The organism is Neorhizobium sp. PAMB6630 (genome assembly GCF_058242775.1).
In genome coordinates this window covers 1,713,878-1,728,022 of the sequence record NZ_CM177836.1, presented here as the reverse complement: position 1 = coordinate 1,728,022, position 14,145 = coordinate 1,713,878, and the positions used below count along the sequence as shown (strand labels likewise).

The following is a 14,145-nucleotide window of genomic DNA, read 5'->3' as shown; positions in this document are numbered from 1 at the left end:
CCTTACAATTGAATTTTGCCGTGCAGCCGTCGGCAACAGGATCTCGAAAAAAACCAAGGAGGAGAAACGCATGCACATTCTTATCATCGGCGCTGCCGGCATGGTTGGCCGCAAGCTTGCCGCGCGATTGACCCGCGATGGCACCCTCGGCGGCGAGCCCGTCGACGCGATGACGCTGGTCGATGTCGTTGAACCGGAGGCGCCGGGGGGATTTGGCGGCCGGGTGGCGCTGGAAACCGTGGACCTTTCCGTGCCAGGCACCGCAGAGACGCTCATTGCCGGGCGGCCAGATGTCATCTTCCACTTGGCCGCCATCGTCTCCGGCGAAGCCGAGCTTGATTTCGACAAGGGTTACAGCATCAATCTCGACGGAACACGCATGCTGTTTGACGCGATCCGCAAGGCCAATGGAGAGGATGGTTACCGCCCCCGCCTCGTCTTCACCTCCTCCATCGCCGTGGTCGGAGCGCCGCTCCCCTTCCCCATTCCCGACGATTTCCACACAACGCCGCTGACGAGTTACGGCACGCAGAAGGCGATCTGCGAGCTTCTTCTGTCGGATTATTCCCGCAAGGGCTTTTTCGATGGCATCGGCATCCGCCTTCCCACCGTCTGCATCCGTCCGGGCAAGCCGAACAAGGCGGCCTCCGGCTTTTTCTCCAATATCTTGCGCGAGCCTCTGGTGGGTGAGGAAGCGGTGCTTCCGGTTTCAGAGGATGTTCGCCACTGGCACGCCTCGCCGCGCTCAGCCGTCGGCTTCCTGCTCCACGGCGCAACGATTGACCTTGAAAGCGTCGGCGCTCGTCGCAACCTCTCGATGCCGGGCCTCAGCGCCACGGTGGGTGAACAGATCGAGGCCCTGCGCCGGGTGGCCGGCGAAAAGGCCGTGCGCCTCATTCGCCGCGAGCCGGACGAAATGATCATGCGCATCTGCGCCGGCTGGGCTCCGGGCTTTGAGGCAAAGAGAGCCCGCGCGCTGGGCTTTGTCGCGGAAAGCTCGTTCGACGAGATCATCCGCATTCATATCGAGGACGAACTGGGAGGCAGCCTGTGAGCGACGCAGAGACACGTCGGATCGCATTTCTGGGCACCGGACTGATGGGCGCACCGATGGCGCAGCGCCTGCTATCGGCAGGGTTTCCGGTCACCGTCTGGAACCGCGACAGCCGCAAGGCAGAAGCGCTGGTGGCCGACGGCGCCATCTGCGCGGCTGATGCGGCAGAAGCCGTCGCGGATGCGGACATCGTCTTCACCATGCTGTCGGATGGTTCGGCCGTCGGCGCCGTGCTTTTTGACGGCGGCGTTGCCGACGCGCTGAAGGCGGGCGCCATCGTCATCGACAGCTCTTCCATCGCCCCTGATATTGCTCGGGATCATGCGCTTCGGCTGGAAAAACGGGGCATTGCCCATATCGATGCCCCCGTTTCCGGCGGTGTCGTTGGCGCGGAAGCCGGCACGCTTGCGATCATGGCCGGCGGCGATGCAGCCGTCCTCGCAACGCTCGCCGATGTCTTTGCACCGCTCGGGCGTCTCACCCATGTCGGTCCCTCGGGTGCCGGCCAGATCTGCAAGCTGGCCAACCAGCAGATCGTTGCCATCACCATCGGCGCCGTCGCGGAAGCCATGATGCTGGTCGAGGCGGGCGGTGCCTCGCGGGAAAAGTTTCGCGAGGCGATCCGCGGCGGCTTTGCCGAAAGCCGAATCCTCGAACTGCACGGAAAACGCATGGTGGACCGCCAGTTCCAGCCGGGCGGCCCCTCGCGCCTCCAACTGAAAGACCTCAATGCGGTGGCTGCCACCGCCGAAAGTCTGTCCCTGGAGCTTCCGCTGTCCATGGAGGTCCGCCGGGAATTTAAGGCTTTCGTGGAGGATGGTCACGGCGAGACGGACCATAGCGGCCTCATTCTCCACCTGGAGAAGATCAACCACCGGGAGAAATGACGCCCGGCGAGAGGATCAGGCGGGGCCACTGATGGCCCCGCTGCTTACGCTTTCGAAGTCGCCCGCCCGCCTCCGGTGAGCGCGAAAACGTCGGCTCAGCGCGCCGCCCAGCTTGCGCCGCGCCGAAAGATCGTGCGCATCTGCGGCACGTCGAATTCCTTGGCGACGTGGCCGAGCGAGGAATAGAAGACGCGACCCTTGCCATAATGGCGCTTCCACACGACGGGCATCACCACCCCATCGATCCAATAAGCGTGATCGCCGCGAAATGTCGTCGTTGCCAACACCTCGTTGGAAGGGTCGACATGCATGTAATACTGCTCGGACGTGTAAGGGAAATCCTCGATCCCCTCCATCAGCGCATCCTCGGGGCGGGTAATGTTGACGGTGTAATCGATGATGTTGCCGGGATGGGCAACCCATTGCCCGCCGATGATGAACTGGTACTCGACGCATTCGCGAAACGCATCGCCGGCCCCGCCGTGATAGCCCGCAATGCCCACGCCGTTTTCCACCGCAGCCGCCAGGTTCTTTGCCTCCTCCTTCTCGATCTTCGACATGGTCATGATCGGCACGATCAGCGACAGGTCGTGGATCGACGGATCGGCAAAGGCTTCCGTGGTGTTTTCCAGATAGACCTTGAACCCATCCTCCTGGAGAATATCCCGTATGATATGGGCGCATTCCTGCGGCTCGTGGCCGCTCCAGCCACCCCAAACGATCAAAGCTTCACGCATTCTGGTCTCCTCCACTATGGTCTCAGCGGGCAATCCGCCCATCGATCAACGATTGCGAGAGCGGCGCCGGCCGCTCGGGCCTGGTGGTGATGGTCACGATCTCACCGGTCTCTGCCGCCGTGCCGAAGGCCTCCATCACTTCCAGAACATGCAGCGCAAGATCACCGTTTGCCCGGTGCGGACGACCGGTGAGAATGGCATGCGCCATGTCGGCAACGCCGAGAGAGCGGTAATTGCCATCCGCAAAGGGTTGCGTGGTCGGCTGCGGCTCAAAACTTCCGCCCTTCTTCAACAGCTCGATATCGCCACCAAAGTGGTTCGGATCGGGAACGATGAGGGTGCCTTCCGTGCCGTAGATTTCGAGCGGCACATGTCTGTGGCCGGCGACATCAAAGCTCATGCCGATCTGCACCACCGCGCCGCATTCGAACGCCATCACACCAGAGACATGGGTGGGGATATGAACCGGAATTTTTTCGCCATTGCGCGGCTGGCTGGTGATGATGCGCTCCTTGCGCGGCGCAATGGCAAAACCCGCCACCTTCACCACCGGCCCGAGCAGGTTGACGAGATCGGTGATATAGTACGGCCCCATGTCCAGCATGGGCCCGCCGCCGGCCTCGTAATAGAAGTCGGGATTGGGGTGCCAGCGCTCATGCCCCGGGCACATGAAGGTGGCGGTGCCGCCGACGGGAACGCCGAGCACGCCCGTATCCATGATGGCCCGCGCCGTCTGGTGCGCGCCGCCGAGAAAGGTATCGGGGGCGGCGCCGATGCGAAGCCCGCTTGCCTTTGCTGTCTCCGCAAGTGTACGTCCCTCCGTAAAGGTCACGCCGAGCGGCTTTTCGCTATAGGTATGCTTGCCCTGCGCCAGCGCCTGCAGGCCGACTGCCACATGGGCCTTGGGCACCGTGAGGTTGACGATCAGCTTGATGTCCGGGTCCGCCAGCAGTTCATCGATGCCGCGCGCCACCAGATTGAACTCACCGGCCCGCTGTTCGGCAAGGCCGCGATTGAGATCGGCGATCCCCCTGATGTCGAGAACGGGAAACGACGCCATGGCCTTCAGATAGGCCGATGATATATTGCCGCATCCGATGATGCCGATGCCGAGCTTATCCATGTTTCTCCTCCAGAATGGATATGACGGGGCCCTCCGCGCCGCTAAAGGCTTTATGGCCCTGCCCTGCTGGCGGTTGTAAGCCAGAGGCCTTCACCGACATAGCGGCAGCCGATAAAATCTGTTCGTTCAAAGCCCTCAGTGCGCCGACATGCGGCATCCGAGCCGCTAGTCCCGTTACTCAACTGCACAGCCGAGCAAAAGGTTCACGGCCACTGGGCGCCCGTCGTCGTCAGGTAGATGGCATAGAGCGATTGCGTTGCGGTGATATAGAGCCTGTTGCGCCTCGGCCCTCCGAAAGTGAGGTTGGCGACCGTCTGGGGCACGAGGATCTTGCCAAGCAGCGTGCCGTCGGGTGCAAAACAATGCACGCCGTCGCCCGCGCTGGTCCACAGGTTGCCGGAAATATCGAGGCGAAATCCGTCCGGCAGGCCCTTGTCGATCACGGCAAAGACCCGGCTGTTTTCGAGCTTTCCATTCTCCAGCACGTCGAAGACGCGGATATGGCTTGGCCAGTTCTCGTCATGGCTTGAGGCGGAATCGGCGACGTAGAGCTGTTTTTCATCCGGCGAAAACGCAAGGCCGTTCGGCTGGCCGAAATCATCGACGACGATGGCGAGTTCTCCCGTTTCCGGATCGAGGCGAAAGACATTGCGTGTCGCAAGCTCGGGCTCTGCCTTGTAGCCTTCATAGTCCGACAGGATGCCGTAGGTGGGATCGGTAAACCAGATGCTGCCATCGGATTTGACCACCACGTCGTTCGGCGCGTTGAGGCGCTTACCTTCGAAGCGATCCGCCAGCACGGTGAGGCGGCCGTCGATTTCGGTGCGCGTCACCCGGCGTCCGCCATGCTCGCAGGTGATCAGCCTGCCCTGACGGTCACGCGTGTTGCCGTTTGCGAAATTGGAGGGACTGCGCAGCACCGACACGCCGCTTTCAGGCACATAACGCAGCAGCCGCTGGTTCGGGATGTCGCTGAACACGAGGCAATCGAGATCACCAAACCAGACGGGGCCTTCGGCCCAGCGGCAGCCGCTGTACAATTCTTCGAGTGCGGCACTCGAGACAATCAGATTGCGGAAGCGGGGATCGTGGATCTCGTAGATCCCGGTGCGGGCGTGCGACATGGGCTATCCGGTTGGCTGGTGTGAGTGTCTGAAGGTCAGCGCGTCGAGCCGGCCGGCCGGCTGGCTGCCACGATGACGCAGATGATGATGAGGCCGGTCATGATCAGGCGCACGCCGGCGCCGAACCCGTAGGTGTTGAGCATGGAGACGACGAGGAACATGAACAGCGAAGCGCCCCATATGCCGGGCACGTTGGAATTGCCGCCGGCAACTGCCGAGCCGCCGATGACGACAACGGCAATCGACATCAGGAGATATTCGGCACCCATGTTGAGCGCGGCACCGCCCGAAAAGCTTGCCAGCAGATAACCGCAGAGGGAGGCGAGCACCGCGCAGATCACATAGGTCGCAAGGCGACATCCATCGACTGCAATGCCGGCCATGCGGGCGGCAAAAGCGTTCTGGCCGATGGCGGAAATCCAGCGTCCGAACATCGAGCGATCCAGCAGCCACCAGACGGCAAGCGACAGCAAAAGCGCGATGATGGCCGTGTTCGGCACGCCAAGCGTCGAGGATGTGCTGAAGGCGGCCAGCGCTTCCGGCGGTTTTACCCGAAGGCCGCGATTGTACCAGATGGCCGAGGACTGCACGAGAAAGCTCATCGACAGGGTCGCGATGATCGGGGGAATACGCAGGAACTTGATCAGCGCGTAGTTGAGGACGCCGATGACAAGACCGATGGCAATGGAGGCAGCAAGACCGAGAAGGATCATGTTGTCCTGCCCGTCCATCAGCTTCAGCGCCACCGTTCCAGACAGCGTGATCGTGGCGGGAACCGACAGATCGACATTACCAGGCCCCAGCGTGATGACCAGCATCTGGCCAAGGCCGACAATCACCGAGAAGGCGGCAAAGGTCAGCGTTGCCTGCGACAGGCTTGCGGTGCTGGCACCACCGGTAAACAGGATCGTCACGATCCAGGTGGCAAAAGCTGCAACGAAGGACCAGGTCCAGGGCTTGCGGGCAAGGAGGCGGAAGCTGTTCATGATGTCTTCTCCTGCCGGCTGCCGCGGTTGATGACAAGCCGCAGGGCCAGCACGATGATGAGGATGCCGCCCTGCGCACCGATCTGCCAGTCAGGCGAGATGCGCAGGAACGAGAGGAAGGAACCGGCAAGCGTCAACGTCAGGGCGCCGATCACGGCACCGATGGGGGAAACGCGGCCACCGACGAACTCTCCGCCGCCGAGGATGACGCCGGCAATCGACAAAAGCGTGTAGCGCAGCGCGATATTGGCATCCGCCGAGGTGGCAAGCCCGACCAGCGCCATGCCGGCCAGAACGGCAAACACCGCAGCCGTTGCATAGGCTGCCCCTTTGAGCGCCAGCACCGACCAGCCGGCACGCCCGACGGAGCGGCTATTGCCGCCAACGCCGCGCAAGAGAACACCGAAGGTGGAGCGCATAATCAGCAGATGGGCGATGACGGCGATCACCACGCTGGCGACAATGGCCATCGGCACCAGCGTCGGCTTGGACACCATCAGCGCACGCAGCCAGACCGGCGCCTGCCCGCCGGGTGCCGGCAGGATCAGCACCGCAAGGCCACCCCAGACAAAACTCATGCCGAGCGTGACGACGATGGATGGCAGGTCACGCAGGGTGATGATGACGCCAAGCAGCGCATAAATACCGACGGCACCGGCCAGAATCAGGATGGCAACGAGCGGCTGCTGCGGCATGTAGACGGCGGTGACGCAAGCCGCAAAGCTGACGAAGGTGCCCATGGAAAGATCAAGGTCGTTCACGGCCATGATGATCATCTGCGCGATGGTGGCAAGTGCGATCGGAACGGCGAGATTAAACAGCAGGTTGAGGCCGTTATAGCTCATGGCGCGCGGCTGCATGTAGAAGACGGCGGCCAGAAGCACGGCAAGCGACACGGCCGGAATGAGGATCGGCAGAAGGTCGGACAGGGTTTTCCTCATGCGGCTTCTCCCGAAAACGAGGCGGCGAGGATGTTGTCCTCGGTTACGGCGTCGCCCTCCAGCTCGGCAACGATGGCACCGTCCCTGAATACATAGACCCGGTCACAGAGCCGCATTTCGTCCATCTCCGTGGAATACCAGATGAAGGTGCGCCCCGCCTGGGCTTCACGCCTAAGCGTGGCATAAACCTCCTGCTTGGTGCCGATATCGACGCCGCGCATCGGATCATCCATCAGCACGATGGCGGCACTGCCAGCAAGTGCGCGGGCAAACAGAACCTTCTGCTGGTTGCCGCCTGACAGAGACAGGATGGGATTTGTCATATCAGGCGTGCGGATGCCCATGCGGGATTTCCAGTCTTCGCCATGCGTTGCCTCGCGGCCGGTATCGACGGCTGCAAGCTTCGACATCGACGGCAGGTTGCCGATCGAGAGATTGCGCAGGATGCTCCACAAGGGAAACGTGCCGTTCAGCGCGCGGTCGCCGGCCACAAATGCCATGGGCTTTTGCGCTGAAGGAAACCACTTGCTGCTGCTTTCGGCAAAGAGATCGAGCAGCATCGTCGTCTGGCCATGGCCGCCAAGGCCCGCAAGGCCGATAATCTCGCCCTTGCGGGCAAAAAACGGCGTGGACGATCCCTTGGCCGCGGCAACATCAATGACTTTTTCGCCTGATGTGCCAGAGGTTGCGGCATTGCGGGCGGTTTCCTTCACCACGCTGCCCATCGCCTCCACCAAGCTTTTGACGGTGAATTCGCCGGCTGCGCGCGAGGCAACGACACGTCCATCCTTCATGACAACGATGCGGCTGGAGGTGGAGAGGATTTCGCCCAGGATATGCGAGATGAGCAGCACGGACCCGCCTGCCCTCACGAACCGGCGCACATAGGCCATCAGCTGTTCGGCAAGGCCAGCATCCAGCGACGATGTCGGTTCATCGAGAATGACGAGCTTCGGGTCTTCGGTCACGTTGAGGAAGTTGATGGCGATTTCCACCATCTGCCTCTCGGCGATGGAGAGCGAACCGACCGTTGCCAGACAATCGACGCCGTGGCCGGGAAAGATCTCGTCCATGCGGGCACGGATCAGGGAATGTGCGCGCTTGCGCCAGCCAAGGCCTTTCAGCCCGGCATGCATCAGGCGGGTGTTTTCCACCACCGTGAGGTTCGGGCAGAGCGACAGTTCCTGGAAAACGCAGCGAACGCCATGGGCGCGTGCCGTCGAGATGCCACCGCCGGGCTCACCTTCGTAGATGATTTCACCCTTGTGCGGCGAGAGCCCGCCATTGATGACGTTGACGATGGTGGACTTGCCGGCACCGTTGTGGCCAACGAGACCCACCGCCTCGCCGGGGCGGATTTCGAAATCGACGCCATCCAGTGCCTTCACCGCACCGAACTCGACACGAACCTGGCGGATGGACACCACCGGTCCGGTTGCTGACACATCAGTCATTCCACGCTGCCGTCTTTTCTTTTGAGAATAGGACACGAAGCTGCTCCACCCGGCGCAGAACCGCCGGATGAAGCTGCGGGAGGAACGCCCTTGGGCGATCACGTCATCGATGCATTTACTTCGCCGCTGCGATCACGGCCTTGGCGTCTGCGAGCGAATATTCGACATTGGCAACGCCACCCTTCTGGGTCGTCTCGAGGTTCTTTTCGAGATTGGCCTGATCGATGCGCAGGAACGGCACGGTGAGATCCTTCTTGACCTGCTGGCCGTCAAGGATCTGCTGTGCCACCCAGAAGGCAAGCGTCGAAACACCCGGCGCAATCGAGACCGACATGGTCTCATAACCGCTGGCATCCTTCTGCTTCTTCCACCATTGCAGTTCGTCTTCGCGGTTGCCCATGACGATGACAGGCGTCGGGCGCTTGGCAGCCTCGAAAGCCTGTGCCGCGCCGTAACCGTCACCACCCTGCGTTACCACGGCAGCAATTTCGGGAAGGCTCGGCAACAGGCCTGCGACGGCGCGCTGCGCAACATCCTGCGCCCAGTCGCCGTGCACGGAACCGACGATCTTGAACTGCGGGAACTTGGCGACACCTTCGTGGATACCGGCGGAAATCTCGTCATCAACGAAGACGCCGGCCAGACCGCGGATTTCGAGAAGATTGCCGCCCTTCGGCAGCTTGCCGGCCAGATATTCCACCTGGCTGCGGCCCATTTCCTTGAAGTTGACGGCAATGCGCCATGCGCAAGGCTCGGTCACGATGCCATCGAAGGACACGACCGTGATGCCGGCATCACAGGCTTCCTTCACCGCGCCATTGAGGGCCGTGGGCGAAGCGGCATTGATGACGATTGCGTCATAACCCTGCAGGATCATGTTCTGGATCTGGGCGGCCTGTTCGGTCGCCTGGTTTTCTGCCGTGGTGAACGGATCGGCAGCAGCCACGATGCCGGATTTCACGGCGTCTTTCGTCACCTTGTCCCAGCTGGTCAGCATGGCCTGGCGCCAGGAATTGCCGGCGTAGTTGTTGGACAGGGCGATCTTCTTGGCCGAGGTTTCGGCATGGGCCGAAAATGCAACGGTGCTCAGCATCGCGGCAGCGGTTGCCGCAAGAACGAATTTCATGGTCATGTCTCTCTCCCTCGATTCCGGTCTTGCCGGCAGCTTGCGGCGCCGCTCCTCAACGACGTACTCCCGAAAGCTCTTTTCCCTGGAGCAGTTCTCCAGTGCCAGCAATGATGCGCGAATTGCGAAATGCTGTACAGGCGGATTACAGCAATCCACCTGCGGGTTACCGCAGATCAGATGCGGTTTCCCGCAGGACAGAGACCTGCCATAAGGACTTAATGAAGATCAGCGATGCGCCGTCCGGGAGGGGATTTCGTGCATCAAGGAGGAAGACATGCTCGAGGATGCGTCGGCCTCGTCGTTCAGGCAATACCTGACGATTGCACGGCTGCTGGCGGGACAGCTGGATTTCCAGTCGGCCATCCGCGCGGTCGCCAAGGAAATCGCGCTGATCATTCCGCACGATCACATGGACGTCTGCATCATCACGCCCGGCAGCACATTTCATACAGCCTATGAAAGCGGCCTTGAAACAGACTGGAGCAAGCGGCCGACGGCCCTCATAGACCAGAGCCCGATCCGTGCGCTGCTGGTTGGCGAGGTCGACCGGTACATCACGCCGGATGCTTCGCGCGACCCACGTTTTCACTTCGAGGGCTCGTTTTCAGACCCGATCCGCGAACATGGCCTGAAAAGCCGTCTGCATGTGGCCCTGAAGGTGCGGGGCGAAACCATCGGTGCGCTCTCCTTTTCCAGCCTGACCGAGGATGATTACACCACGCGCGATCTTGCCCACGCGCAATCCATCGGCGACCTGCTGGCACCGTATTTCTTCGCGATCCGCGCCGCCGAACAGGCCAAGCAATCGGCCATCGTCGAGGCGGCCGCGCGCGTGCGCGAAGAAGCGCTGCGCCAGGGAGCAGCGCGGCTGACCGAGTTGCTGGAGGCCGAGCGCCAGCGCATCGGCATGGACCTGCACGACCAGACGTTGGGCGACCTGACCCGGTTTGCCAAGCGGCTGGAGCGGCTGAGCCTCATGGAGAGCGTGCCGGGGGAAAAGCTCGAGCCGCTGTTTCGCAGCCTGCAGCAATCCATGCAGGATCTTCGCCAGATCATCGAACAGGCGCGGCCTTCCGTGCTGCAACTCTTCGGTCTTGTGGATGCCATCGAAAATCATCTCGACCGATCGATCCGCGACAGCGGGCTTGCCATGACGTGGGGCCTTTATGACGAGAGCAAGGGCGAAAGCGGTAGGCTGTCCGCCAATGTCGCCATCACCCTCTTTCGCATTGCGCAGGAGGCCATCAACAATGCCGTGCGCCATTCGCAGGCGAGCCGCATCACGGTAGCCTTTTCGCTCGAAGACGACGTGCTGGCGCTCGAGATTTCAGACAATGGCATCGGCATCAGCAAGGCGGGAAGCGCAGGCGGCAGCGGGCTCGACAATATGCGGGTGCGCGCCCGCCTGATCGGCGCCCGGTTTTCCTGCGGCAGCGAGGCCGCAAAAACCTTCGTGCGGGTGAAACTGCCTGTTATGGCCGAGGAGGAAACGTCATGAATGTTCTGATCGTCGAGGACGACCCGCTGCACCGCTCGTACCTTAACGAAGCCGTCCGGCTGGCCCTGCCGGAATGCGATCAGGTGCTGGAGGCCGAGGACGGCAGCATGGGCGAGCGGCTTGCGCGGGAACATCGGCTCGAGCGGATCGTGATGGACCTGCAGATGAGCCCGCGCAACGGCATCGAGGCTGCCCGCACGATCTGGCGGGAGCGGCCGGAAACGCGCATTCTGTTCTGGTCCAACTATGCCGACGAGGCCAATGTGCGCGGCATTTCACGCATCGTGCCGGATGGTGCCGCTTATGGTTATGTGCTGAAATCGGCCTCGGATGAAAGGCTCCGGCTGGCGCTTCGCTCCATCTTCATCGAGGCACAATGCGTGATCGACCGCGAAGTGCGCGGCATGCAGCAAAAAAGCCTCGGACGCCTGCAGGGCTTCACCGAGACGGAATATGAGGTGCTGGTCGATATTGCGCTTGGCCTGACCGACCGCGTGATCGCAAACCGGCGCAACCTGTCGCTGCGCAGCGTGCAGAACCGCCTGCAGCAGATCTATGAGAAACTCGGCGTCTATGAGCGCGCGGATGCAGGTGCAGAAGCCCGTTACAATTTTCGCTCTCGCGCCGTGACCGAAGCCTTTTTGCGCAAGTTGCTCAACCAGACCACGCTGGAGCGCGCAGAACAGGACCTGCAGGACTGGTTGCGCCGCCATGCCCGCCTGCTGGATGATCAAAAGGGGTAACAAGCGCAAGGCCTCTGCTGCGGCGCGCGGAACATCGCCCGCAGAGCCTCGTTAGCTCAGTCAGCATCCAAAGGAGACGATGATGGCCGAGATAATGTTGACGGATATTGCTGCGAAACTGAAGAAAATCGATTTCTGCATGATGTCGACAAAGGGACAGGACCAAGAAATTTCCAGCCGCCCGATGAGCAATAACGGCGACGTGGAGTATGACGGCGACAATTGGTTCTTCTCCTACAGAGACACCCGCAAGGTCTCCGATATCCAGCGCGACCCCGGCATCTCGCTGTCCTTCACCGAAGCGCCAAGCATGCTCGGCAAGCCCGGCATGTTCATCTCCATCGAGGGCAAGGCGTCGTTGATCGAGGACAAGGCTCAGTTTGGCGAGCACTGGACGAGTGAACTCGACCGCTGGTTCCCTGACGGAGTGGATACGCAAGGTCTCACGCTCATCAAGGTTCATGCGGACCGCATCCACTACTGGGATGGCGAGGATAACGGGATGATCAGGGTGGGTTAATCGCGCTGTAATCGATGATCTATTTCACCAGCGACACGCATTTCGGCGATCCACGCGTCCTTCGCATCGACCGGCGTCCGTTTTCCAACATGGCTGATCATGATGAGGCGCTGATCGGGAACTGGAATGCCGTCGTTGGGGAGGACGACGAGATCTGGCATCTGGGGGATGTCATGTCCATTCGCGCCGGGGATTGCGACGCGCTGCTGCAGCGCCTGAACGGGCGCAAGCATCTCATCATCGGCAACAATGATCCGCTGACGACAACTGGGGCCAAGGGCTGGGCGAGCGTTTCCCATTATGCGGAACTCAAGCCTGACGGGGAGCACCACCTTATCCTCTGCCACTACGCCTTCCGGACCTGGAACCAGATGGGCAAGAAATCCATCAATCTTCACGGCCACTCGCATGGCAGGCTGAAGCCCTTGCCTCGCCAGTTCGATGTGGGTGTCGATGCGCAGAACCTGCGGCCCGTCACCCTTGCGGAACTACTCGCCAGCAGGCGGAAGCGAGGAAAGGCCGCGTGAGCGGAGGTTCTGCTTTTTTCCGATCAGGCAACGAAGGTCTCCGGTTGGGCGCGAGAAGCCTTTGCGCCTGCTCGTTCACGTCACAACCGACCATGAAAAGCCAAGACAAATCGCGCGCGCTGTTTTAGGGAAGGAAACGGATTTTTTGAGCAAGGACCATGCGCATGCCAGATACGTCCCTCGTCATTCCCCTGCCCGCGCCGGTTCTTTTGCCGGTCAAGGGATCGCAAGCGGCATTTCCGGTGCGCCGGGTTTATTGCGTCGGGCGCAATTATGCCGATCATGCCATCGAGATGGGCCACGACCCGTCACGTGAACCGCCGTTCTTCTTCCAGAAGAACCCGCAGAACCTCGTTACCGACGGCCAGTTTCCCTATCCGCCGCTGTCATCCAATGTGCATTTCGAGGTGGAACTGGTGATGGCGCTGAAGGCCGGCGGACGCGACATTGCGCTTGAGGATGCGCTCGATTGCGTCTGGGGTTATGGCGTCGGCGTCGATTTCACCCGCCGCGACCTGCAGGATCTCGCAAAGAAGGCCGGTCGCCCCTGGGAAGCGGCAAAGGCTTTTGAAGCCTCTGCTCCCGTCTCGTCGCTTGTTCCGGCAGAAACGATCGGCCATCCGCAGCACGGCGCAATCCAGCTCTCGGTCAACGGCGACGTCAGGCAATCGGGGGACCTCGCGCAGATGATCTGGAAGCTGCCGGAAATCATCTGCGAGCTTTCAAAACTCTTTACGCTTGCCCCCGGCGATATCATCATGACGGGAACACCGGCAGGCGTCGGCCCGGTCGTTCGAGGCGACCGCGTCACCTGCAGCGTCGATGGCGTGGCCGATCTAGCGCTCGACGTGATCTGACCGGCCGGGAATAAAAGAGGGAGGAGAACAGATGCCGCTTTACGCTCTGGGCGAACACACGCCCAAAACGCCGGACGCCGATCGCTTCTGGGTGGCGCCGGGCGCTCATGTGATGGGCAAGGTAGAGATCGGCGAGGATGTCGGCATCTGGTTCGGCGCGATCCTGCGCGGCGACAACGAGTGGATCACGCTGGGTGCCGGCACCAATGTGCAGGAAAACACCGTCATCCACACCGACTGGGGGTTTCCCGCCACCATTGGCAAGGACTGTACCATCGGTCACGGCGCCATTATCCACGGCTGTACGATCGGCGATAACAGCCTGATCGGCATGGGGGCAACCGTGCTCAACGGCGCACGGATCGGTAAAAATTGCCTCGTCGGTGCCAATGCGCTGGTGACCGAGGGCAAGGAGTTTCCCGACAATTCCCTGATCGTCGGATCACCTGCCAAGGCCATCCGCACGCTGGATGAGGCGGCGGTCGAAAAGCTCAAGCTTTCCGCGCAAAATTACGCGGCCAACTGGAAACGCTTCGCAGCCGATCTTCGCCCTCTATGACAATAC

General features: G+C 61.5%; 15 protein-coding genes. 8 read left to right on the top strand and 7 right to left on the bottom strand.

All coding sequences use genetic code 11. The features are described 5' to 3' along the window. Positions 1-70: 70 nt before the first annotated feature. Entirely contained in the window at positions 71-1,054 is a 984-nt protein-coding gene (gene denD / locus AC4CWF_RS08170) for a D-erythronate dehydrogenase (RefSeq protein ID WP_491284757.1), read from the top strand. Positions 1,055-1,098: 44 nt separating this feature from the next. After that, on the top strand, positions 1,099-1,941 hold the full coding sequence (locus AC4CWF_RS08165) for an NAD(P)-dependent oxidoreductase (protein ID WP_491285295.1): 843 nt from the start codon (positions 1,099-1,101) through the stop codon (positions 1,939-1,941). 95 nt (positions 1,942-2,036) lie between these two features. Here the strand turns inward: AC4CWF_RS08165 and AC4CWF_RS08160 are convergent, their stop codons facing one another. The 7 genes from AC4CWF_RS08160 to AC4CWF_RS08130 all read right to left on the bottom strand — a co-directional run bounded on the left by AC4CWF_RS08160 (position 2,037) and on the right by AC4CWF_RS08130 (position 9,432). Then, positions 2,037-2,678 carry a ThuA domain-containing protein gene (locus AC4CWF_RS08160; RefSeq protein WP_491284755.1) on the bottom strand — a complete coding sequence of 214 codons (642 nt, stop codon included), beginning with the start codon at positions 2,676-2,678 and terminating at the stop codon, positions 2,037-2,039. A gap of 22 nt (positions 2,679-2,700) precedes the next feature. Beyond that, a complete protein-coding gene (locus AC4CWF_RS08155) occupies positions 2,701-3,801 on the bottom strand; it encodes a Gfo/Idh/MocA family protein (RefSeq protein ID WP_491284753.1) in 1,101 nt (366 codons plus the stop codon). A 203-nt stretch (positions 3,802-4,004) separates the two neighbouring features. Beyond that, positions 4,005-4,925, bottom strand: a complete 921-nt coding sequence (locus AC4CWF_RS08150) for an SMP-30/gluconolactonase/LRE family protein (RefSeq protein ID WP_491284752.1) — start codon at positions 4,923-4,925, stop codon at positions 4,005-4,007. Positions 4,926-4,960: 35 nt separating this feature from the next. After that, positions 4,961-5,911, bottom strand: a complete 951-nt coding sequence (locus AC4CWF_RS08145) for an ABC transporter permease (protein ID WP_491284750.1) — start codon at positions 5,909-5,911, stop codon at positions 4,961-4,963. Further along, positions 5,908-6,852 carry an ABC transporter permease gene (locus tag AC4CWF_RS08140; protein ID WP_491284748.1) on the bottom strand — a complete coding sequence of 315 codons (945 nt, stop codon included), beginning with the start codon at positions 6,850-6,852 and terminating at the stop codon, positions 5,908-5,910. The genes AC4CWF_RS08145 and AC4CWF_RS08140 overlap by 4 nt, the downstream gene beginning before the upstream one ends. Next, entirely contained in the window at positions 6,849-8,306 is a 1,458-nt protein-coding gene (locus AC4CWF_RS08135; protein WP_491284746.1) for a sugar ABC transporter ATP-binding protein, read from the bottom strand. Before AC4CWF_RS08135 ends, AC4CWF_RS08140 begins: the two co-directional genes overlap by 4 nt. A 115-nt stretch (positions 8,307-8,421) precedes the next feature. After that, positions 8,422-9,432: an ABC transporter substrate-binding protein gene (locus tag AC4CWF_RS08130; protein ID WP_491285293.1), complete on the bottom strand. Its 1,011-nt coding sequence runs from the start codon at positions 9,430-9,432 to the stop codon at positions 8,422-8,424. A 277-nt stretch (positions 9,433-9,709) separates the two neighbouring features. Between AC4CWF_RS08130 and AC4CWF_RS08125 the strand changes: the two genes are divergently transcribed. From AC4CWF_RS08125 to AC4CWF_RS08100, 6 genes are all read left to right on the top strand, one after another. Next, the gene (locus AC4CWF_RS08125) at positions 9,710-10,933 is read left to right on the top strand and encodes a GAF domain-containing sensor histidine kinase (protein WP_491284744.1); all 1,224 of its coding nucleotides are present in this window, start codon (positions 9,710-9,712) and stop codon (positions 10,931-10,933) included. Then, complete coding sequence (locus AC4CWF_RS08120) at positions 10,930-11,676, top strand: response regulator transcription factor (RefSeq protein WP_491284742.1); 747 nt, start codon at positions 10,930-10,932, stop codon at positions 11,674-11,676. Before AC4CWF_RS08125 ends, AC4CWF_RS08120 begins: the two co-directional genes overlap by 4 nt. Before the next feature lie 82 nt (positions 11,677-11,758). Next, positions 11,759-12,196 carry a pyridoxamine 5'-phosphate oxidase family protein gene (locus AC4CWF_RS08115; protein WP_491285291.1) on the top strand — a complete coding sequence of 146 codons (438 nt, stop codon included), beginning with the start codon at positions 11,759-11,761 and terminating at the stop codon, positions 12,194-12,196. Positions 12,197-12,210: 14 nt separating this feature from the next. After that, positions 12,211-12,723, top strand: a complete 513-nt coding sequence (locus AC4CWF_RS08110; protein WP_491284740.1) for a hydrolase — start codon at positions 12,211-12,213, stop codon at positions 12,721-12,723. 164 nt (positions 12,724-12,887) lie between these two features. Then, positions 12,888-13,580 carry a fumarylacetoacetate hydrolase family protein gene (locus tag AC4CWF_RS08105; RefSeq protein WP_491284738.1) on the top strand — a complete coding sequence of 231 codons (693 nt, stop codon included), beginning with the start codon at positions 12,888-12,890 and terminating at the stop codon, positions 13,578-13,580. 31 nt (positions 13,581-13,611) lie between these two features. Continuing rightward, the gene (locus AC4CWF_RS08100; RefSeq protein WP_491284736.1) at positions 13,612-14,139 is read left to right on the top strand and encodes a gamma carbonic anhydrase family protein; all 528 of its coding nucleotides are present in this window, start codon (positions 13,612-13,614) and stop codon (positions 14,137-14,139) included. The last annotated feature ends 6 nt before the right edge of the window (positions 14,140-14,145 follow it).